The organism is Streptomyces sp. NPDC006332 (genome assembly GCF_040612855.1).
In the GTDB taxonomy this organism is placed as follows: domain Bacteria; phylum Actinomycetota; class Actinomycetes; order Streptomycetales; family Streptomycetaceae; genus Streptomyces.
Genome location: NZ_JBEXRA010000032.1, coordinates 91,109 through 111,135 on the forward strand (window position 1 = coordinate 91,109; position 20,027 = coordinate 111,135).

17 protein-coding genes are annotated in these 20,027 nt (G+C 70.5%); 9 read left to right on the plus strand and 8 right to left on the minus strand.

Features of this window, described 5'->3' with window-relative positions; all coding sequences use genetic code 11:
* The first annotated feature begins 57 nt into the window (after positions 1-57).
* Positions 58-909 carry a helix-turn-helix transcriptional regulator gene (locus ABZ027_RS26695; RefSeq protein WP_356772602.1) on the plus strand — a complete coding sequence of 284 codons (852 nt, stop codon included), beginning with the start codon at positions 58-60 and terminating at the stop codon, positions 907-909.
* A gap of 357 nt (positions 910-1,266) precedes the next feature.
* On the opposite strand, the gene ABZ027_RS26700 is transcribed toward ABZ027_RS26695, so the two are convergent.
* Positions 1,267-2,655 carry a cystathionine beta-synthase gene (locus ABZ027_RS26700; protein WP_356772604.1) on the minus strand — a complete coding sequence of 463 codons (1,389 nt, stop codon included), beginning with the start codon at positions 2,653-2,655 and terminating at the stop codon, positions 1,267-1,269.
* A 158-nt stretch (positions 2,656-2,813) separates the two neighbouring features.
* Here ABZ027_RS26700 and ABZ027_RS26705 point away from each other — a divergent pair, with 158 nt between their 5' ends.
* The 3 genes from ABZ027_RS26705 to ABZ027_RS26715 all read left to right on the plus strand — a co-directional run bounded on the left by ABZ027_RS26705 (position 2,814) and on the right by ABZ027_RS26715 (position 6,383).
* Positions 2,814-3,839 carry an SGNH/GDSL hydrolase family protein gene (locus ABZ027_RS26705; protein WP_356772605.1) on the plus strand — a complete coding sequence of 342 codons (1,026 nt, stop codon included), beginning with the start codon at positions 2,814-2,816 and terminating at the stop codon, positions 3,837-3,839.
* Positions 3,840-4,075: 236 nt separating this feature from the next.
* Entirely contained in the window at positions 4,076-5,296 is a 1,221-nt protein-coding gene (locus ABZ027_RS26710) for an acetyl-CoA C-acetyltransferase (RefSeq protein WP_356772607.1), read from the plus strand.
* A 286-nt stretch (positions 5,297-5,582) separates the two neighbouring features.
* Entirely contained in the window at positions 5,583-6,383 is an 801-nt protein-coding gene (locus ABZ027_RS26715; protein ID WP_356772609.1) for a hypothetical protein, read from the plus strand.
* Positions 6,384-6,450: 67 nt separating this feature from the next.
* On the opposite strand, the gene ABZ027_RS26720 is transcribed toward ABZ027_RS26715, so the two are convergent.
* Positions 6,451-6,762: a hypothetical protein gene (locus tag ABZ027_RS26720; RefSeq protein ID WP_356772611.1), complete on the minus strand. Its 312-nt coding sequence runs from the start codon at positions 6,760-6,762 to the stop codon at positions 6,451-6,453.
* Positions 6,763-6,866: 104 nt separating this feature from the next.
* Here ABZ027_RS26720 and ABZ027_RS26725 point away from each other — a divergent pair, with 104 nt between their 5' ends.
* A complete protein-coding gene (locus ABZ027_RS26725; protein ID WP_356772613.1) occupies positions 6,867-7,097 on the plus strand; it encodes a DUF4287 domain-containing protein in 231 nt (76 codons plus the stop codon).
* Positions 7,098-7,183: 86 nt separating this feature from the next.
* Here the strand turns inward: ABZ027_RS26725 and ABZ027_RS26730 are convergent, their stop codons facing one another.
* The 6 genes from ABZ027_RS26730 to ABZ027_RS26755 form a co-directional block, all read right to left on the minus strand.
* A complete protein-coding gene (locus ABZ027_RS26730; protein WP_356772615.1) occupies positions 7,184-8,080 on the minus strand; it encodes a Bax inhibitor-1/YccA family protein in 897 nt (298 codons plus the stop codon).
* Positions 8,081-8,230: 150 nt separating this feature from the next.
* Positions 8,231-9,406: a 4-hydroxybenzoate 3-monooxygenase gene (locus tag ABZ027_RS26735; RefSeq protein WP_356772617.1), complete on the minus strand. Its 1,176-nt coding sequence runs from the start codon at positions 9,404-9,406 to the stop codon at positions 8,231-8,233.
* A gap of 168 nt (positions 9,407-9,574) precedes the next feature.
* Positions 9,575-10,153 (minus strand): BLIP family protein, encoded by a 579-nt coding sequence (locus ABZ027_RS26740; protein ID WP_356772619.1) that lies wholly within the window; start codon positions 10,151-10,153, stop codon positions 9,575-9,577.
* 108 nt (positions 10,154-10,261) lie between these two features.
* Entirely contained in the window at positions 10,262-11,257 is a 996-nt protein-coding gene (locus ABZ027_RS26745; protein WP_356772621.1) for an MBL fold metallo-hydrolase, read from the minus strand.
* A gap of 118 nt (positions 11,258-11,375) precedes the next feature.
* The gene (locus ABZ027_RS26750; RefSeq protein ID WP_356772623.1) at positions 11,376-12,170 is read right to left on the minus strand and encodes a BTAD domain-containing putative transcriptional regulator; all 795 of its coding nucleotides are present in this window, start codon (positions 12,168-12,170) and stop codon (positions 11,376-11,378) included.
* Between the two features lie 347 nt (positions 12,171-12,517).
* Positions 12,518-14,170 (minus strand): penicillin-binding transpeptidase domain-containing protein, encoded by a 1,653-nt coding sequence (locus ABZ027_RS26755; RefSeq protein ID WP_356772625.1) that lies wholly within the window; start codon positions 14,168-14,170, stop codon positions 12,518-12,520.
* Between the two features lie 445 nt (positions 14,171-14,615).
* On the opposite strand from ABZ027_RS26755, the gene ABZ027_RS26760 reads away from it, so the two are divergent.
* From ABZ027_RS26760 to cs1, 4 genes are all read left to right on the plus strand, one after another.
* The gene (locus tag ABZ027_RS26760; RefSeq protein ID WP_356772627.1) at positions 14,616-16,337 is read left to right on the plus strand and encodes a thiamine pyrophosphate-binding protein; all 1,722 of its coding nucleotides are present in this window, start codon (positions 14,616-14,618) and stop codon (positions 16,335-16,337) included.
* A 2-nt stretch (positions 16,338-16,339) separates the two neighbouring features.
* Complete coding sequence (locus ABZ027_RS26765; RefSeq protein ID WP_356772629.1) at positions 16,340-17,872, plus strand: asparagine synthase-related protein; 1,533 nt, start codon at positions 16,340-16,342, stop codon at positions 17,870-17,872.
* A gap of 81 nt (positions 17,873-17,953) precedes the next feature.
* Positions 17,954-18,895 (plus strand): agmatinase, encoded by a 942-nt coding sequence (gene speB, locus ABZ027_RS26770; protein WP_356772630.1) that lies wholly within the window; start codon positions 17,954-17,956, stop codon positions 18,893-18,895.
* A gap of 15 nt (positions 18,896-18,910) precedes the next feature.
* Positions 18,911-19,888, plus strand: a complete 978-nt coding sequence (gene cs1, locus ABZ027_RS26775; RefSeq protein WP_356772632.1) for a clavaminate synthase Cs1 — start codon at positions 18,911-18,913, stop codon at positions 19,886-19,888.
* The last annotated feature ends 139 nt before the right edge of the window (positions 19,889-20,027 follow it).

Here is a 20,027-nt window from a genome sequence, read left to right on the forward strand (position 1 = left end):
TTCCTGGGTCTGCCAGAACCACCCTCGGCGCTCCGCGTCCCCCTTACGATCGAACCCATGGACGGGGAACTGGGAGACTTTCTGCGCTCGCGCCGAGCACGCATCCAGCCGGACGAGGTGGGGCTGCCGTCATACGGGCGGCGCCGCGTGCCCGGACTGCGCCGCGAGGAGGTGGCGCAGCTGGCCGGGGTGAGCGTCGACTACTACATCCGCCTGGAACAGGGCCGCGGCTCTGGGGGCACCTCCCGGACGAAGTCTGGGGGAGTGTCGGACGCCGTGCTGGACGCGATCGCGCGGGTGCTGCGACTGGACGAGACAGAGCACGCATACCTGCGCACGGTCGCCCGACCCGGCCGAAGGCCCGACCGCCGTCCGGCCCCGGCCCGGATCCGCCCCGGCGTGCAACTGCTGCTGGACAGCATGGACCGCACCCCGGCGTTCGTCCTGGGCCGCCGCATGGACGTCCTGGCCTGGAACGCGCTCGGGGACGCGGTGAGCGGCTTCAGCAGCCTGCCGGCCGACGAGCGCAACGTCCCCCGCCAGGTCTTCCTCGCCCCGAACGCCCGCGACCTCTACCCCGACTGGGCGGCGGTGGCCGCCCAGACCGCGGCCCATCTGCGCCTGAACGCCGCCTCCCACCCCGACGACCGGGAGCTGTGCGCCCTCGTCGGCGAACTCTCCGACGAGAGCGCGGACTTCCGCCGGCTGTGGGCCGACCATGAGGTCAAGGCATGCATGTACGGCATGAAACGCGTCCAGCACCCGGTGGCGGGCCTGCTGACCCTGCCGTACGAGACGCTGACGGTCCCGGCGGAACCGGAGCACACGATCGTGGTCTACACCCCGGAACCGGGTTCGGAGACAGCGGAGCGACTGGCGCTGCTGGGGAGTTGGGCCACGGTGGGCTAGAGCAGAGCCTCGGGAAGAACCCCGGAAAAGGTATTCGCGGGGACCGCCGCACCCCCGTTTCGGGGGGCGGGACGACGGCGGTCCCCGCGGGGGACGCGGGCCGGGTCAGGGCCTGGCTTACGCGTCCTGGGCGTCTGTGGAGGTCCGGGAGCCGCTCCGGAGGTCCGTGACGCCGTTTCGGTGCCGGCTGGACGGGGAGCCGCTCCCTCCCTGCCGACACCCACCAATGTGCCGGACCCGTGTTAAGCGTGTGCTGCGAGGACGTGACGCGCTCGTACCACTTCTGCGAAGTCCACCGATGCGGCGGGCGAACCGCAAGTCCGCCCGCGTCACCGGCAGTTCACCGCAGGTTTGCCGTCACTTCCCGCCCTTGGCGAGGAAGGCCAGCAGGTCCTGGCGGCTGACCACACCGGTCGGCTTGCCCTCGACGAGGACGATCGCCGCGTCCGCCGTGCCGAGCACGGACATCAGGTCCCCGACCGGTTCGCCGGAGCCGACCTGCGGCAGCGGCGGCGACATGTGCTTCTCCAGCGGGTCCTCCAGCGAGGCGCGCTGCGTGAACAGGGCGTTGAGCAGCTCCCGCTCCACGACCGAGCCGACGACCTCCGCGGCCATGACGTCCGGGTGACCGGCGCCGGGCTTGACGATCGGCATCTGCGAGACGCCGTACTCGCGCAGCACCTCGATGGCCTCGCCGACGGTCTCGTCCGGGTGCATGTGCACGAGGGACGGGATGGCGCCGTGCACCTTGTCGTTGAGGACGTCGGCGACGCGGGCGTTGGGGCCCTCGTTCTCCAGGAAGCCGTAGTCGGCCATCCACTCGTCGTTGAAGATCTTGCTGAGGTAGCCGCGCCCGCTGTCGGGCAGCAGCACCACCACGACGTCGTCGGGACCGAGCCGCTCGGCCACCCGCAGCGCCGCGACCACGGCCATTCCGCAGGAGCCGCCGACCAGCAGGCCCTCCTCCTTCGCGAGCCGCCGGGTCATCTGGAAGGAGTCCTTGTCGGACACCGGCACGATCTCGTCGGCGACGGTCCGGTCGTAGGCGGTGGGCCAGAAGTCCTCACCGACGCCCTCGACGAGGTACGGCCGCCCGGAGCCGCCCGAGTACACCGAGCCCTCGGGGTCGGCGCCGACGACGTTCACCTTGCCGTCGCTGACGTCCTTCAGGTAGCGGCCGGTACCGGAGATGGTGCCGCCGGTCCCCACGCCCGCGACGAAGTGGGTGATCCTGCCCTCCGTCTGCTCCCACAGCTCGGGGCCGGTCGAGTGGTAGTGGGAGAGCGGGTTGTTGGGGTTGGAGTACTGGTCGGGCTTCCAGGCTCCGGGGGTCTCGCGGACCAGTCGGTCGGAGACGTTGTAGTAGGAGTCGGGGTGCTCCGGGTCCACCGCGGTCGGGCACACGACCACCTCGGCCCCGTACGCCCGCAGCACGTTGATCTTGTCGGTGCTCACCTTGTCGGGGCACACGAAGATGCACTTGTACCCCTTCTGCTGCGCCACGATGGCGAGCCCGACACCGGTGTTGCCGCTGGTCGGCTCGACGATCGTGCCGCCGGGCTTGAGCGCCCCGCTCTCCTCCGCGGCCTCGATCATGCGCAGGGCGATGCGGTCCTTCACGGAACCGCCGGGGTTGAAGTACTCCACCTTGGCCAGGACGGTAGCCCGAATGCCCTTGGTCACGTTGTTGAGCCTCACCAGCGGGGTGTTGCCGACGAGGCTGATCATCGAGTCGTGGAATTGCACCGTTGTCTCCGGATGCTTGCAAAGAGTGGCCGTGATTGTGCGGCCAGCCTATGGCTTCGCCACGATCCGTGGCTGCCGTTCACTGCCCGTTGAGATTGGGCGACGGTCCGTACGGGGCAAGGAGTGGATGTACGGATTCGAGGAGGTGGCGGCGACGCATGACGAGCATGTCGAGGGCGAGGGTGGCCCGGCGGATCGCGGCCGGTGCCGCGTACGGAGGCGGCGGGATCGGTCTGGCCGGCGCGGCGGCCGTGGGCCTGCTGCTGGCGGAGGTACGGATGGCCAGGCGGCTGGTGGGCAACGGCACGACGCCGCACGTCCCGCAGGCGGAGGGCCGCTACGGCCATGCCTACGCCACCCCCGACGAACCGGCCCTGCGCCTGGTGATGCTGGGCGACTCCACCGCCGCGGGCCAGGGCGTCCACCGGGCCTCCCAGACTCCGGGCGCGCTGCTCGCGTCGGGACTGGCGGCGGTGGCGGAACGCCCGGTGGAGTTCCGTAACGTCGCCCTGCCCGGGGCGCGCTCCGACGACCTGGACCGTCAGGTGGCCCTGGTCCTCGCGGATCAGGGCCGGGTGCCCGACATCTGCGTGATCATGATCGGCGCGAACGACGTGACCCACCGGATGCCCGCGACCCGGTCGGTGCGTCATCTGTCGACAGCGGTACGACGGCTGCGTACGGCAGGTGCGGAGGTGGTCGTCGGCACCTGTCCCGATCTGGGGACGATCGAGCCGGTGCAGCAGCCGTTGCGCTGGCTGGCCCGCCGCGCCTCGCGGCAACTGGCGGCGGCCCAGACGATCGGGGTGGTCGAACAGGGCGGCCGTACGGTGTCACTGGGCGATCTGCTCGGGCCGGAGTTCGCGGCGAACCCGCGAGAGCTGTTCGGCCCCGACAACTACCATCCCTCCGCGGAGGGTTACGCCACGGCGGCGATGGCGGTCCTGCCGACGGTCTGCGCGGCGCTGGGCCTGTGGCCGGCGGAGGAGGAGCGCCCGGACGTCTCCCGCCACGAGGGCTTCCTCCCGGTGGCACGAGCGGCCGCGGAGGCCGCTTCCGAGGCGGGCACGGAGGTCGCGGCGGCGGTGCCGAGCGGTCCGCGGGGCCCCTGGGCCCTGCTGAAGAGGCGCAGGCGCCGGAGGGTACCGGTGACGGAACCGGCGCCGGTCACGCCGTCGTCCTGAGCTGCCGCCGGGGGCGCCCGGGGGCGCTGGGGCCGTCGAGGGGGGGACGCTTGGACCGTCGGGGGCCCTGGGGGCCGCCGCCCCCCGGCGGCCGTCCGAGCAACCCCGGACGACGGCCCACCCAAAAGCAAGCGCTTAGAAACTGCGGCAAGGGTCACACCTTGATACCCGTGACCAAGCCCATACGTACAGGTAACTTCCGAGTCAGCCCCACCCCCGTCGCCAATGGAGCCGTCATGCCCGAAGCCGTGATCGTCTCGACCGCCCGCTCCCCCATCGGCCGCGCCTTCAAGGGCTCCCTCAAGGACCTGCGCCCGGACGACATCACCGCCACGATCATCCAGGCCGCCCTCGCCAAGGTCCCGGAGCTCGACCCCCGGGACATCGACGACCTGATGCTCGGCTGCGGTCTGCCCGGCGGCGAGCAGGGCAACAACCTCGGCCGGATCGTCGCCGTGCAGATGGGGATGGACCACCTCCCCGGCTGCACGATCACCCGCTACTGTTCCTCCTCGCTCCAGACGAGCCGCATGGCCCTGCACGCCATCAAGGCCGGTGAGGGCGACGTCTTCATCTCGGCCGGTGTCGAGATGGTCTCCCGCTTCGCCAAGGGCAACTCCGACAGCCTCCCGGACACCCACAACCCCTTCTTCGCCGAGGCCGAGGCCCGCACCGCGGCCGTCGCGGAGCAGGAGGGCACGACCTGGCACGACCCGCGCGAGGACGGCCTCGTCCCGGACGCGTACATCGCGATGGGCCAGACCGCCGAGAACCTCGCCCGCTCCAAGGGCATCACCCGCCAGGACATGGACGAGTTCGGCGTCCGCTCCCAGAACCTCGCCGAGGAAGCCATCAAGAACGGCTTCTGGGAGCGCGAGATCACCCCGGTCACCCTCCCCGACGGCACGGTCGTCTCCAAGGACGACGGCCCGCGCGCCGGCGTCACCATGGAGGGCGTCCAGGGCCTCAAGCCGGTCTTCCGCCCCGACGGCATGGTCACCGCCGCCAACTGCTGCCCGCTCAACGACGGCGCCGCCGCGCTCGTCATCATGAGCGACACCAAGGCCCGCGAACTCGGCCTGACCCCGCTCGCCCGCATCGTGTCGACCGGCGTCTCCGGCCTCTCCCCCGAGATCATGGGCCTCGGCCCGGTCGAGGCGTCCCAGCAGGCACTGCGCCGGGCCGGCCTCGGCATCGACGACATCGACCTGGTCGAGATCAACGAGGCGTTCGCCGCCCAGGTGATCCCCTCCTACCGCGACCTCGGCATCGACCCCGACAAGCTGAACGTCAACGGCGGCGCCATCGCCGTGGGCCACCCCTTCGGCATGACGGGCGCCCGCATCACCGGCACGCTCATCAACTCCCTCCAGTTCCACGACAAGCAGTTCGGCCTGGAGACGATGTGCGTCGGCGGCGGGCAGGGCATGGCGATGGTCATCGAGCGCCTCAGCTGACCAGCCCCCGCCCCAACCCCCCGTATCCACAAGGGAACCCAGCGTCACACTTCGGTCCGGAACCCGGGAAACTCCAAGGTTCTGGGCCGATTTGTGATCCAATTTCCCTCAGGATGTGACCTATCTCGCTCGGGGCGGGGATCGACGCAGGTCAGCCACACTTCAGCAGCATTCCCCGAGCGCAAAGCTCTGTCCGTTTTACGGCGTATGCACTGACAGTGGGTTAGTCCGCCCTTCAAGCTGATGTAGGAAGTCGGGGGTCGACTTTGGAACCGGGAGTACGTCAGTGAGCGCCATGCCGATCGCCTTGTTGGTCACCACGGTCGCGACCGGCGCCGTGGGCGTCGCCGTCCTGCGCACCCTCATGGTGCTGCGCCGGCAGGTCGCCGCCCTGCACACGGAGCTCGCCAAGAGCAACGCCACGGCCACCCGGGGCCTCGTACCCGCGGCCCGGCCCGCCGCCGACGTCGACGAGATACGGGCCGCCGTGGCCGAGGCGCTCGCCGAGGAACGCGAGCGCGAACTGGCCGAGGCGCGCGCCTTCTGGGCCGCCCAGGAGGCGCGTGACACCCCCGACGAGCCCTCGCTCCTCGGCCTGCCCGACAGTGAGCTGTTCCTGCCCCGGCAGACCGATTTCGTGGGTCTGGAGCCGGTCGCCGAGCCCGGTGCCGACACCGACGAGTTCGCCGGGAGCTCCTCCTCCGGGGGTGAATCTCCGGAGCTGGCCGCGGCCCGCCGCCGCCACCCCTCCCACCCGGACTTCGTTCCGGTGGCGTCCCCCGTCGTCAACGACCACGAGCGCACGGTGGCCACACTGGAGGCGTTGGCCGCCACCGCCACCGAGCTGACCGACGTCCGCCCCGGCCCCCTCGGCACCCTCGACGTCTACGTGTTCGCCGACGGCACCACCCTCTGCATGACCCCGGGCCACCGCGACACGGCGGAACGGCTGGCCGCGGCCCTGCGCTCCGGTGTGACGCCGGTGCTGCTGGGCGGCTCGGGCATCTCGGGCGCGTACACCCTGACCTTCGCGTGCGGCGAGGAGAACGTCTACATCCTGGCGGACCGGGTCATAGCGTCGCTCTAGAGCACGAAGAGCACGGAGAACCTGCGGGGGCTGCGGAGCGCGCGGGGCGCATCACACGCCCCCGCCGCTACACCCCAGCCCTTTTCTGCGCCTCCTCCACCAACCGCACAGCGTCATCGACCTGGCCCTCGTCCTCCAGCACGAGGGCCAAGTCGTGCACGGCCACGGTGATCTGGTCGGCGGCGGCGAACATCCCGGCGTCCGGCATCACCCGGGGCTCCACTCCGGGCGCCTCCACGACCTGGGCCCAGCGGGCCATCTCCCTGGCCAACTCCAGGGCCTCGGCGGCTGCGCTGCGCTGCAGCCGGCTCTGCGGCGCCGCCCTCAACCGGTCGGCAAAGTGATCCACGGCTTGCGTCAGACGCGTCGTATCCACCACGCCGTGAGCGTACGCGCCGTACCGAGACTGTTGCCAACGGGCGAACGCTCAGGCACGGTGACCTGAAGGACCGGCTTACATCCCCTTTGCGTCCGGAGGCGCCGATGTCCCACGTCCTCTCCGAGGAGACCCACCGCAACATGCTCGCCCGCATCCCCCACTGCACCGGTCGTGAAGTGTCCGACTGGCTCCGCACCGTCGAAGACGGCCCGGCTCTCTTCCGCTTCGAGGAAAAGGTCAGCTGGCTCCGCCACGAACACAACCTCGCGTACGGCCACGCGAAGGCGATCGTCCACGAGTACGACCTGAGGAGGGCGGCGCGCAAATTCTTCTAGGCGCGCAACGACAAGGGCCCCGGGGAGAACCCGGGGCCCTTTCACGTCGCGCCCGCCGGCGAGCGGCGGACGTCGGCGGCAGCTCGTCAGTCGCTGCTGTTGAGGATCGCGATGATCCTCAGGAACTCCATGTAGATCCACACCAGCGTCAGCGTCAGCCCGAAGGCCGCCAGCCACGCCTCCTCCTTCGGAGCGCCGTACGCGACGCCGTCCTCGACCTGCTTGAAGTCCAGGGCGAGGAAGCAGGCGCCGAGCAGGATGCCGACGACGCCGAAGACCACGCCGAGCGGGCCGCTGCGGAAGCCGAGGCCGTCACCGCCACCGAAGACGGCGAACAGCAGGTTCACCATCATCAGCAGGACGAAGCCGAGCGCGGCCGCCATCACGAAGCCGTAGAACCGGCGGTTGACGCGGATCCAGCCGGCCTTGTACGCGACCAGCACACCGGCGAAGACCGCCATGGTGCCGATCACCGCCTGCATGGCCGCACCGTCGGCGATGCGGTTGTCGACGATGTTGGACAGGACGCCGAGGAACACGCCCTCGAAGGCCGCGTACGCCAGGATCAGCGCGGGCGAGGCCTTGCGCTTGAAGGACTGGACGAAGGCCAGCACCATGCCGATGAGCGCGGCGCCGATCCCGATGCCGTACGACCGGTTGATGTTCGCGTCGTCGATGGGCAGCAGCGCCCAGGCGAGCGCGGCCGTGACGATCAGGACGCCGAGCGTGCTGCCGGTGCGCAGGACGACGTCGTCGATCGTCATCCTGCCGGTGGTGGCCGGAGCCTGCGGCGGTGCGCCCTGCTGCAGGTCCTGCTGTGCGTACGGGTTCTGGGCGTACGGGTTGCCGGCCTGCGGCTGCGCATACGGGTTGCCCTGCGTGCCAACGGCTGCGCCCCCGGCCTGCGGCGCGGTGTTGAAGCCCGCGTAGCCGTTGTCGCGGCTGAACCCCCGTCGCGAGAAGACCGGGTTGCTGCTCCTCATTTCACTCCTCCATGGCCGCTGTGTATGGGCCTTGGCTCAAGAGTAATAGGTAGGCAAAAGAATGCCCCTAGTGCTTGGGGAGGATCTTTCCCTTGCCGTGATGCGCAACACGCTACGCGAACGGGTGATTCCCGGCACTGGAGGGGTGGTTCACCCGAATGGGAACCCGGTGTACGCCTCGGCCAGGTCGGTCTCGGCCGCTCGGGAGGAGGCGATCCGCTCCAGACGGGCCAGTTGGAGGCGGTCCTCGAAGGCGGTGGCGTCCGGGGCGCGGTGCAGGAGGCTCGTCATGTCGTAGCTGAAGCGCTCGGCCTGCCACACCCGGCGCAGGCAGGTCGCCGAGTACGCGTCGAGCAGCTCGGTGGATCCCTTGTCCCGCTCGTACGTCAGGGCCCGCGCGAAGGTCACGACGTCCCCGACGGCCAGGTTGAGCCCCTTGGCCCCGGTGGGCGGCACGATGTGGGCCGCGTCGCCGGCGAGGAAGAGCCGGCCGTACCGCATGGGCTCGTGGACGTAGGAACGCATCGGCGTCACCGACTTCTGGGTGATCGGTCCGCGGGCCAGCCGCCAGTCGTCGGCGGTCTCGAGGCGGCGCTCCAGTTCCGCCCAGATGGCGTCGTCGCTCCAGGAGTCGGCGTTTGTTCCCTCGGGGACCTGGAGGTAGAGACGGGAGACGGCGGGAGAGCGCATGGACAGCAGCGCGAAACCGCGGTCGTGGCGGGCGTAGACCAGTTCGTCGTGCGAGGGCGGGACGTCGGCGAGGATGCCGAGCCAGGCGAAGGGGTACGTCCGCTCGAACACCTGGGTGAGCCGGGAGGGGATCGCCTTGCGCGCCACCCCCCAGAAGCCGTCGCAGCCGACGACGTAGTCGCACTCGAGGACGTCCTCGCGGCCCTCGTGCCGGAAGCGGACGCGCGGCCGGTGGCTGTCGGCGTCCTCCACGGCCAGCGCCTCCGCCTCGAACAGCAGGGGGCCGCCCTCGGCGAGCTGGAGGGCGATGAGGTCCTTGCAGACCTCGGTCTGGGCGTAGACCATCACGGACCGGCCGCCGGTGAGGGCGGGGAAGTCGACCCGGTGGCGCTGTGTGGCGAACCGCAGTTCGATGCCGTCGTGGGGCAGGCCCTCGCGGTCCATGCGCGCCCCGGCGCCGACCTGGCGCAGCACGTCGACCGTGCCCTGTTCCAGGATCCCGGCCCGCTGCCGGTGTTCGACATAGGCGCGGTCGCGGCTCTCCAGGACGACCGAGTCGATGCCCGCGTCGTGGAGCAGCCGGGCCAGGAGGAGACCGGCCGGGCCGGCTCCGATGATGCCGACGGTGGTGCGCATCGACCAGCCTCCCTGTTCGTGTGGTGAAATTTGTTTCACACACCTTGCGGCATGAGTCTCCGACCGCACGCGCCCGCTGTCAACGGTCGGGACCTGGACGGACGAAGCGGGCCCGGCACAGACTGCCGGGCCCGCGTGGGGAGAGAGGGGCAGAACACGCCCCGTGCCTCAGGTCAGTGCCCGCTGGTACTTCTCCGTCACCTTGCCGTCGACCAGGTAGAAGCGACCGTTCGGCGAGAACAGGCCGGTCGTGGCGGTGCAGTAGTAGTTCAGCTGGTGGCCGGTCGCCGCGGGCCAGCTGAGGTAGCGCTCACCGGCCTGGACACAGGAGTCCGGGGACACGATCGACCAGAGCTGCGTGTCGGTCATGCCCAGCTTCACCTGGTTGTACTTCGCCAGCGTCATGGAGGGCGTCTTCGGCGTGAACAGCAACTCCTGCTGTTTGCCGATCAGCTTGTCTTCCGCATTGAACGTGAAGCTGCCGGACGGCGCGTAGTCGTCCGACTCGGTGAAACAGAAGATGTGGACGTCGGCGTCCTCCTCGCACCATCCAGCCGCCGACCCGGGCTTGGTCAGCCCGACGTCGAGCATCTCGCGGACCTCGGCCCTCGACGTGCCGAACGGGACCGCGCTGTACTTCTCGGCCGTGAAGCTGAACTGCTCGGCCGCCCCCGCACCGACCGCCGTGCCCAGCACCGCCGCGCCGGCCACCGCCAGCGCGAACACGGAACGCCATACCCTCGCCATCCGGTACACCCCTCTCCTTCGGTCGTCTCAGGACGCACCCATGCTCATCGGCGGCGCTCTTCGGGGTGTCTCGGAACGCTCTGCACCCCGGCGCGGGATGACGGCCCGTCAGGACAGTTGCGTGGTGAGGGCCACCGGCCGCAGCGGCCGGGGGCGGAGCACGTGTGAGCCGGGCGCGGCCACCCTGGACAGTTCCTCGGCCGCCGAGGGCTCGACCGAGGCCGTTAGGCGGGCTGGGCTCGCGAGGAGCGAGGTGGCCATGTCGTCGTGGTGGGTGGGGATGAGCAGCGGCGGGTCCCCCACGGCCCTCAGCAGCCGCTCGACGTAGCGGTGCAGGGCCGAGTGCGAACTCATCGGCACGAGCGCGACGTCCGGCCGGATCCCCGCCAGCTCGCGTTCCACGAAATTGCTCGCGCCCATCAGCAGAACGGACGGCCCGCCCTCGACGGACACCTGGTAGGCGAGGGTGTCGCCCTCGACGAGGTCACCGAGCACGGCCGGCCGAGGGGGCGCCGCGAGCCGCCGGCCCGGCGCGAAACAGCCGTGGCCGGTCAGCTGGCTGTGCAGGCTGCGGAAGACCTCCACGGTGTACCCGTCGAACTGCAGGTACTCGCCGCCCTTGACCTGGATGACGTCGTCCAGACGCGTCGGCGGTGTTCCCATGGCCGTGAGCAGATGGCGGACCGTCTCGTCGCACACGGTCCGGATCCGGGCCTTCTGCCAGGCGGGGCGGGCCACGAGCTGCGGTACGTCCGCCACGTGGTCGAAGTGGCCGTGGCTGAGCAGCACCAGCTCCGGAGGGCCTGCGAGCCGGTCCGCCGCCACGCGCTCCACCAGGTCCCGGTCCGGCCGCAGCGGAAGCCGCGGGTCGAGCCGCCCGGTCCGGTCCAGGCACGGCATGCGGCTCAGGTACGGGTCGAACAGGATGCTGCGGCCGCCGTCGATGACGATCTCCCAGCCCGCGACGCCGAGCCAGCGAAGCTCTACGGGGGTGGTGTACGGGCTGCCGCGCCCCGGCGCCGGTCTCGCGGCGATCACCCCCGGTTCGACCGCGGCGCCCGACGCTGCCAGGACTCCCTTGAGGACCGTTCGTCGCCCGGTCAATGTTCCACCCGCTCACCCTCGTCACGACTACTTTGAGCGAGGGGCACACTACGGTAGGCGACGAGGCGGGCGGTGCTTTCGAGTCAGCCGTGAGCAGCTCCCGCCCCGCCGCGCACGCTCATCGCATCTCGGGGTTGCCCACCTGGAGCAGGCGTTCGTCCTGGCGCAGGATCGCCTGCATCACGTTCATCATCCGGGTACCGGGGTTGATGCCGATGTGCTCCCGCAGCATCTTCTTCGCCTGGTGGTAGACCTGGATCGCGTCGGCCTGGCGGCCCTCGGCGTAGTAGGCCCTCATGAGGCCGGCGTAGAGGTCCTCACGGAAGGGGTCGTGGTCGACCAGCTCCGAGAGCCGGGTGATCGCCTCGGCGTAGTGCCCGAGGTCGATGTCGATCAGGGCGCGCAGCTCGAAGGCGGCCTTGCGCTCCTCCTCCAGCATCTCGGCCTTCTGCCGCAGCCGGGTGGAGGTGACGTCGGGGAAGGCGGACCCCTTCCACAGACCCAGCGCGGTGTTGAGCCGCTCGGAAGCCTCCCGGTGCCGGCCCAGCGCGTAATCGCTCCTTGCCTGCCGTACGGCGTCCCGGAAGACGAACAGGTCCACGGCGTCCTGCGGCGCCCGGAGCTCGTAACCGCTCTCGTGCGACCCGAGGGTCTCGCGGGGAAGTCCCGCCCGTTCCAGGACCCTGCGGATCATCCAGGCCGAGGTCTGCAGCTGGCCCGAGACCGTCAGTGGCGGCTCGTCGTCCCAGGAGTCCTCGCTGATCCTCTCCTTGGAGACGACCTGTCCCGCGTGCAGGGCCAGGGAGGCGAAGAAACGTCTCTGCCGCTGTCCGGGCACGGGTATCGCCTCGGCCCCTCTCACCAGGGCCAATGGACCGAGAAGCCGGATCGTCACGTCGTACCAGGTGCTCATGGCGGAATCCCCCTTGTCCTCCGACCGCGCTTCGCCGCAGGAGTGGACGGCTCGGGCGCGGTCGTGGTGGCAACTGTCGGTGCACGGTGGCGCCTGTCACTTCACGCCGAGAGCCCAGGAGACGGCGCCGGGCTCTTCGTCAGGGAGTCGGATGGACGGCAGCTGTGGCTCTGTCGTCGTGCGAGGGCTGTGTCGTCGTGCGAGGGGGAAACGCCGTCGTCGGCTTGTGGCCACGATCCGGCACCGCCTGCAAGGGGCGGGCACCTGGCCGCGTCGGCCCGTCCGCCGTCCTTACCGCGATCCCCCGATAGCACTGATCAGTCCAGGATGTATGGGTGCGTCAGGTCTCACCCCGCCAGGTTCTTCAGGAACTTCGCCGCCACGGGGCCGGCGTCCGAACCGCCCGATCCGCCGTCCTCCAGCAGGACCGACCACGCGAGGTCGCGGTCCTCCTGGTAGCCGATCATCCAGGCGTGGGTGCGCGGCGGGGTCTCGGTGCCGAACTCGGCGGTGCCCGTCTTGGCGTGCGGATTGCCGGGGACGTCCTTCAGGGCCCGGCCGGCGCCGTCGGTGACGGTCGCGCGCATCATGCCGCGCAGGGACTCCCAGACCTTGGAGTCCAGGGTGGCGGTGGCCTGGTGCTTCTTCTTCACCGCGGCCGGCACCAGCACGGGCTGCTTGAAGGAACCCGCCTTCACCGTCGCCGCCAGCGAGGCCATCACCAGCGGGGACGCCTGCACCTTGGCCTGTCCGATGGTCGAGGCGGCCTTCTCGTTGTCGCTGCCGGCGACCGGGACGCTGCCGTCGTACGTCACCGCGCCCACGTCCCAGTTGCCGCCGATACCGAAGGCCCCCGCGGTGTCGTGCAGGGTGGATTCCGTCAGCTTGCCGCGGGAGTTGACGAAGAAGGTGTTGCAGGAGTGGGCGAAGTTGTCGCGGAACGTGGATCCGGCGGGGAGCACGAACTGGTTCTGGTTCTCGAAGCTCTGGCCGTTCACCTTGGCGAATTTCGGACACTTCGCGGGGTCCGAGGGTGACATCCCCTGCTTCAGCAGGGCCGCCGCGGTCACCACCTTGAAGGTCGAGCCGGGCGGGTAACGGCCCTCCAGTGCGCGGTTCATGCCCGAGGGCATGTTGGCGGCGGCCAGCACGTGGCCGTTGGTGGGATCGACGGCGACGATCGCCGCGTTCTTCTTGACGCCCTTCAGGGCCGCGGCGGCGGCCTGCTGGACCTCGGGGTCGATGGTCGTGCGCACCGGCTTGCCCTTGGCGGCCTCGGTGCCGGTGAGTTTCTTCACCACCTGACCGGACTCCCGGTCCAGGACCACGACGGACTTCGGTGCACCCGAGCCGCCGGTCAACTGCTTGTCGTAGCGCGCCTGGAGGCCCGACATACCCTTGCCGGTCTTCTCGTCCACCATGCCCACGATGGAGGCCGACTCGAGATCGTCGCCGTTCGCGTCGAGGATTGCGGCCCGGTCGCGGGAATCGAGTGCGAGCGCCTGGCCCGGCACCATATCCGGGTGAATCATTTCGGTGTGGAATTCAACCTTCCACTTACCCGACTTCTCGAGGACCGTCGCCTTCGAGTCCCACGAGTATTCGCCCGCGCCCGGGAGGGCCATCTTCACGGTGAAGGGGATCGCCACTTTCCCTTCCGCCTTCTTGCTGCCCTCACCGGCCGTGATCTCGGTCCTGGAGGGCTTCAGGTTCGTCATGACGGAACCGATCAGCGACTCGGCGTTGTCCGGGGTGTCCGTCAACCGGCCGGCCCGCGCGGCGTCACCCGCCTTCCAGGCCGCGAAGAAGTCCTCAAGCCCCTTGGTGGCGCCCGCCACCTGGGGATCTTCCGACTCCGAACCACCGACCAGACTGGTGTAGCCCCAGTACCCCGCTCCCGCGACCACAGCCACTACCGCGCACGTCGCGACGACGGTCCGACCGCGGGAGCGGCGACGGCGGGGCGGCGGATACCCGCCATGGCTGAGGGAGTGCGTCATGAGCCACAGGTTATGTGCGACTCCTCTCTCCTCACTCCTCACCCGTGACATTCCGGACACGCGCCCGTGCTGAAAGAAGCGCTTCAACGGACAAGCGGAGCGAACCACCCCGATTCATAGGTAAAGCAGGAGCAAAGAAAGAGGAATGCAGCCTTCCCCTCGGAAACGCGCCATCGGGAACGTCAAGATCCGTCACTCACCGTGAACAAGGCGGCATAGACCAATGGAGTCAAGAGTTCCGGCATGCTTAGCCCTTTCGAATTAACTGGCTTGATCCTGCCGATTCGAAGGCTTGGGCCATTGGCGTGAAAGACGCGGTTCGGCCGCCGTCTCTCTCCGCTCGCTCTTCGCCCGGTCCCCCGATATGCCCGGGAGAGGGAGCGAAGAGCGGGTGCGGCCACTGTGGCCGGGAAACGTCCCACGCTGCCCGAGTCAGGAGACACCCATGTCCCGTGTATCCACCGGCCCCAGCAACAAACCCACCGCCGCCCACGCGCTGTTGGCCCGGCTGCGCGACCACGGTGTGGAGAAGGTGTTCGGCGTGGTCGGCCGAGAAGCCGCGTCGATCCTCTTCGACGAGGTCGAGGGAATCGACTTCGTCCTCACCCGCCACGAGTTCACCGCCGGCGTCGCCGCCGACGTCCTCGCCCGCATCAGCGGTCGCCCCCAGGCCTGCTGGGCCACCCTCGGCCCCGGCATGACCAACCTCTCCACGGGCATCGCCACATCCATGCTGGACCGCTCGCCGGTCATCGCGCTGGCCGCGCAGTCCGAGTCCCACGACATCTTCCCCAACGACACCCACCAGTGCCTGGACTCGGTGTCGATCATCGCGCCGATGGCCAAGTACGCCGTGGAGCTCCAGCGCCCCCACGAGATCACGGACCTCGTGGACTCCGCCGTGAGCGCGGCCATGACGGAGCCCGTGGGGCCCTCCTTCATCTCCCTGCCGGTCGACCTGCTCGGCTCCTGCGAGGGCATCGACACCTCGGTGCCGAACCCGCCGGCCCACACCCCGGCCAGGCCGACCGGTGCGGTCGCCGACGGCTGGCAGGTCGCCGCGGACCGGGCCTCGGAGCTGCTCGCCCGCGCCGAACACCCCGTTCTGGTGGTCGGTGCCGCCGCGATCCGCTCGGGAGCGGTGCCCGCCATCCGCGCGCTGGCCGAGCGGCTGAACATCCCGGTCATCACCACGTACATCGCCAAGGGCGTCCTGCCGCACGGCCACGAGCTGAACTACGGCGCCGTCACCGGCTACATGGACGGCATCCTCGGCTTCCCCGCGCTCGACACCCTGTTCGCCCCCGTGGACCTGGTGCTCACCCTCGGCTACGACTACGCCGAGGACCTGCGTCCGTCCATGTGGCAGAAGGGTGCCGACAAGCAGACCGTGCGCGTCTCGCCGACCCCGAACCCGGTCCCGCGGGTGTACCGGCCCACCGTCGACGTCGTCACCGACGTGCTCGCCTTCGTCGAGCACCTGGACGCGGCCACCGCCTCCCTCGCGGCCAAGGACCGGCACGACATCACCCCGCTGCGCGCACGCGTCGCGGAGTTCCTCGCCGACCCGGAGGCCTACGAGGACGGCATGCGGGTGCACCAGGTCATCGACTCGATGAACACGGTCATGGCGGAGACGGCCGGCAGCGGCGAGGGCACGATCGTCTCCGACATCGGTTTCTTCCGGCACTACGGGGTGCTGTTCGCCCGCGCCGACCAGCCGTTCGGCTTCCTCACCTCGGCCGGCTGCTCCAGCTTCGGCTACGGCATCCCGGCCGCGATGGGCGCCCAGCTCGCCCGGCCCGGACAGCCCACCTTCCTGATCGCCGGTGACGGCGGCTTCCACTCCAACAGCGCCGACCTGGAGACCATCGCCCGGCTGAACCTGCCGATCGTCACCGTCGTCGTCAACAACGACACCAACGGCCTGATCGAGCTGTACCAGAACATCGGCCACCACCGCAGCCACGACCCCGCGGTGAAGTTCACCGGCGTCGACTTCGTCGCCCTCGCCGAGGCCAACGGGGTCGACGCGACCCGGGCGACCGACCGGCATGAACTGCTGGCCGCGCTGCGCAAGGGTGCCGAACTCGGCCGTCCCTTCCTGATCGAGGTGCCCGTCAGCTACGACTTCCAGCCGGGCGGCTTCGGCGCCCTGAGCATCTGATCATGGAGGCAGCTCACCTCCCGGCTGCCTTCGGGTTCCTGGCCTCCGTCCGCACGGACGGGGGCGGGATCCCCGCAGCGGTCTTCGCGGCCCGCGGCAGCCGCACCGACATCGAGGCGTCCGGTCGCCACCAGCACCTGGCCGCGACCCTGGTGCACGCCCCCGAGGCCGACCCCGACGCCGCGCGGGCACGGGACGGCGACACGACGGTGGTCCTCGCCGGCGAGTTCTACAACCGCGGGGAACTGCGCTCCGTCCTGGCCGCGAACACCCCGGCGGACAGTGACGCGGAGCTGCTGCTGCGGCTGCTGAACCGCTACGGCCCGCACGCCTTCCGGCTGGTCAACGGTCGCTTCGCGGCCGTGGTCGGCACCGGGGCGCGGGTACTGCTGGCCACCGACCACGCCGGTTCGGTACCGCTGTACGTCCGGATGACCCCGGGCGAGGTCAGGGCGTCCACCGAGGCCAAGGCGCTCGCCGGGGACCAGGCCCCGCGGGGCTTCCCGCTCGCGGACGCACGCCGGGTGCCGGGCCTGACCGGTGTCTACCAGGTGCCGGCCGGCGCGGTGCTGGACATCGCCCTGGAGTCCGGCACCGCCGAGGCCCACCGCACCTGGACCCCTCCACTGGCCCGGCGGATCATGCCGGAGGGCGAGGCGGTGGCGGCCGTCCGCGCGGCCCTGGAGCGGGCGGTCACGGCCCGCGTGGCACCGGACGCCACACCGCTGGTGGTGCTGTCCGGCGGCATCGACTCCTCCGGTGTCGCGGCCTGCGCGCACCGGGCCGCGGGCGGTCTGGAGACGGTGTCGATGGGCACCGACGTCTCCGACGAGTTCGCCCAGGCCCGGGTGGTCGCCGACCATCTGCGCAGCCGGCACCGGGAGATCACGGTGCCCACCGCCGACCTGCTGGCCCAGCTGCCGTACGCCGTGTGGGCGTCGGAGTCGGTGGACCCGGACATCATCGAGTACCTGCTGCCGCTGGTGGCGCTCTACCGCGCGCTGGACGGCCCGCCGCGCCGGATCCTCACCGGGTACGGCGCGGACATCCCGCTCGCGGGCATGCACCGCGAGGACCGGCTGCCGGACCTGGACACCGCCGTGGCCCACGACATGGCGACCTTCGACGGCCTGAACGAGATGACACCGGTCCTGTCGACTCTCGTCGGCCACTGGACGACCCACCCCTACTGGGACCGGGACGTGCTCGACCTGCTGGTGCCGCTGGAGGCCGGGCTCAAGCGCCGGCACGGCCGGGACAAGTGGGTGCTGCGGGCCGCGCTGGCGGACGTGCTGCCCGAGGAGACCGTGGCGCGGCCCAAGCTCGGCGTCCACGAGGGCTCCGGCACCACCTCGTCGTTCTCCCGGCTGCTCATCGAGCACGGGGTCGAGGAGCACGCGCTCGGCAAGGCCAAACAGCGGGTGATGCGTGAGCTGTTCGGCCTGACCGTGGCGGGCGGCCGGCATCCCGCGCGGGTGAGCACCGCGGAGGTGGTGCGGTCCGTGGCCGACCGGTTCCAACGGGGTGCGGCATGACCGTCCGCGCCCGCCGGGGCCCGCGCCCGGCCGTCACCGAACTCGCCGAACCCACCGGCCTACAGGAGGGGAGCTGAGACCGTGGAACGCATCGACTCGCACGTGTCGCCCCGCTACGCACAGATCCCCACGTTCATGCGCCTGCCCCACGACCGGGATCCCCGCGGCTACGACGTGGTGGTCATCGGGGCCCCGTACGACGGTGGCACCAGCTACCGGCCCGGCGCGCGGTTCGGACCGCGCGAGATCCGCAACGAGTCGGGCCTCATCCACGGGGTCGGCATCGACCGCGGTCCCGGCGCCTTCGACCTGATCAACTGTGTCGACGCCGGGGACATCGATCTCACCCCGTTCGACATGAACATCGCGATCGAGACGGCGCAACGGCACCTGTCCGGGCTGCTGAAGGCCAACGCCGCCTTCCTGATGCTCGGCGGCGACCACTCGCTGACCGTGGCGGCCCTGCGCGCGGTGGCGGAGCAGCACGGCCCGGTCGCCGTGGTGCACCTGGACGCGCACTCGGACACCAACCCGGCGTTCTACGGCGGCCGCTACCACCACGGCACGCCGTTCAGGCACGGGATCGACGAGAAACTCATCGACCCCGCGGCCATGGTCCAGATCGGCATCCGCGGCCACAACCCCAAGCCCGACTCGCTCGACTACGCCCGCGGCCACGGCGTGCGGGTGGTGACCGCCGACGAGTTCGGCGAACTGGGCGTCCGCGGAACCGCCGACCTCATCCGGGAGCGGATCGACCGCCGGCCGGTGTACGTGTCGGTCGACATCGACGTGGTCGATCCCGCGTTCGCCCCCGGCACCGGCACGCCCGCCCCCGGTGGGCTCAGCTCGCGCGAGGTCCTCGCCCTGCTGCGCTGCGTCGGGGACCTCAAGCCGGTCGGCTTCGACGTGATGGAGGTGTCGCCCCTCTACGACCACGGCGGGATCACCTCGGTCCTGGCCACCGAGATCGGAGCGGAACTGCTCTACCAGTACGCCCGCGCCCACCAATCCCAGATGTGAAGGAGACCTCGCGTCATGGCTTCGCCGATCGTTGACTGCACCCCGTACCGCGAGCAGTTGCTCGCGCTCGTCGCCGAACTGCCGGACGTGCCCCGCGCGGACCTGTACGGCTTCCTCCAGCAGGCGAAGGAACTCTCCGAGCGGCTGCCGGAGCAACTGGCCGACGCCCTCGACACGTTCGACGCCGACGGCAGCGAGGACGGCTATCTGCTGCTGCGCGGCCTGCCCGTCGACGAGGACGAACTGCCCTCGACGCCCACCTCCACGCCGGCCCCGGTGGATCGCCGGCTGCTGGTGATGGAGGCGATGCTGGCGCTGACCGGGCGGCGGCTCGGGCTGCACACGGGGTACCGGGAGCTGCGCTCGGGCACCGTCTACCACGACGTGTATCCCTCGCCGGGGGCGCACCACCTCTCCTCGGAGACCTCGGAGACCCTGCTGGAGTTCCACACGGAGATGGCGTACCACGTCCTCCAGCCGAACTACGTGATGCTCGCCTGCTCCCGCGCGGACCACGAGCGCCGGGCCGAGACCCTCGTGGGGTCAATCCGCAAGGCGCTGCCGCTGCTCGACGAGGAGACGCGGGAGCGGCTGTTCGACCGCAAGCTGCCCTGCTGCGTGGACGTGGCCTTCCGCGGCGGGGTGGAGGACCCCGGTGCCATCGCCGAGGTCAAACCGCTGTACGGGAACGCGCAGGACCCGTACCTGGGGTACGACCGGGAGCTGCTGGCGCCCGAGGAGCCGGCGGACAAGGAGGCCGTCGCGGTGCTGTCCAAGGCGCTCGACGACGTGACGGTGGGCGTGAAGCTCACCCCGGGCGATGTGCTGATCATCGACAACTTCCGCACCACGCACGCCCGGACGCCGTTCGTCCCGCGGTGGGACGGCAAGGACCGCTGGCTGCACCGGGTGTACATCCGCACCGACCGCAACGGGCAGCTCTCCGGCGGTGAGCGGGCGGGGGACGTGGTGACGTTCTCGCCGCGGCGATAGGTGCCGTAGCGCCCGGGCCGTCGCCCCTCGCCGGTCTCGGAGGGGGGCCGCGGCTGTCGGGCAGTTGTGTGACCTGCTCATCCAGCGCTTCGACCACGCCGGGGACCTCACCGACCTCGACGAGGTCATCAGCCTCCAC

Excerpts from the sequence above, each read along its gene's own strand:
- ABZ027_RS26760 (WP_356772627.1), top strand. The coding sequence starts at position 14,616 with ATGTCCCGTGTATCCACCGGCCCCAGCAACAAACCCACCGCCGCCCAC.
- cs1 (WP_356772632.1), top strand. The coding sequence starts at position 18,911 with ATGGCTTCGCCGATCGTTGACTGCACCCCGTACCGCGAGCAGTTGCTC.
- ABZ027_RS26735 (WP_356772617.1), bottom strand. The coding sequence starts at position 9,406 with ATGCGCACCACCGTCGGCATCATCGGAGCCGGCCCGGCCGGTCTCCTC.
- ABZ027_RS26765 (WP_356772629.1), top strand. The coding sequence starts at position 16,340 with ATGGAGGCAGCTCACCTCCCGGCTGCCTTCGGGTTCCTGGCCTCCGTC.
- ABZ027_RS26695 (WP_356772602.1), top strand. The coding sequence starts at position 58 with ATGGACGGGGAACTGGGAGACTTTCTGCGCTCGCGCCGAGCACGCATC.
- ABZ027_RS26740 (WP_356772619.1), bottom strand. The coding sequence starts at position 10,153 with ATGGCGAGGGTATGGCGTTCCGTGTTCGCGCTGGCGGTGGCCGGCGCG.
- ABZ027_RS26705 (WP_356772605.1), top strand. The coding sequence starts at position 2,814 with ATGACGAGCATGTCGAGGGCGAGGGTGGCCCGGCGGATCGCGGCCGGT.
- ABZ027_RS26730 (WP_356772615.1), bottom strand. The coding sequence starts at position 8,080 with ATGAGGAGCAGCAACCCGGTCTTCTCGCGACGGGGGTTCAGCCGCGAC.
- ABZ027_RS26755 (WP_356772625.1), bottom strand. The coding sequence starts at position 14,170 with ATGACGCACTCCCTCAGCCATGGCGGGTATCCGCCGCCCCGCCGTCGC.
- ABZ027_RS26725 (WP_356772613.1), top strand. The coding sequence starts at position 6,867 with ATGTCCCACGTCCTCTCCGAGGAGACCCACCGCAACATGCTCGCCCGC.
- ABZ027_RS26710 (WP_356772607.1), top strand. The coding sequence starts at position 4,076 with ATGCCCGAAGCCGTGATCGTCTCGACCGCCCGCTCCCCCATCGGCCGC.
- ABZ027_RS26750 (WP_356772623.1), bottom strand. The coding sequence starts at position 12,170 with ATGAGCACCTGGTACGACGTGACGATCCGGCTTCTCGGTCCATTGGCC.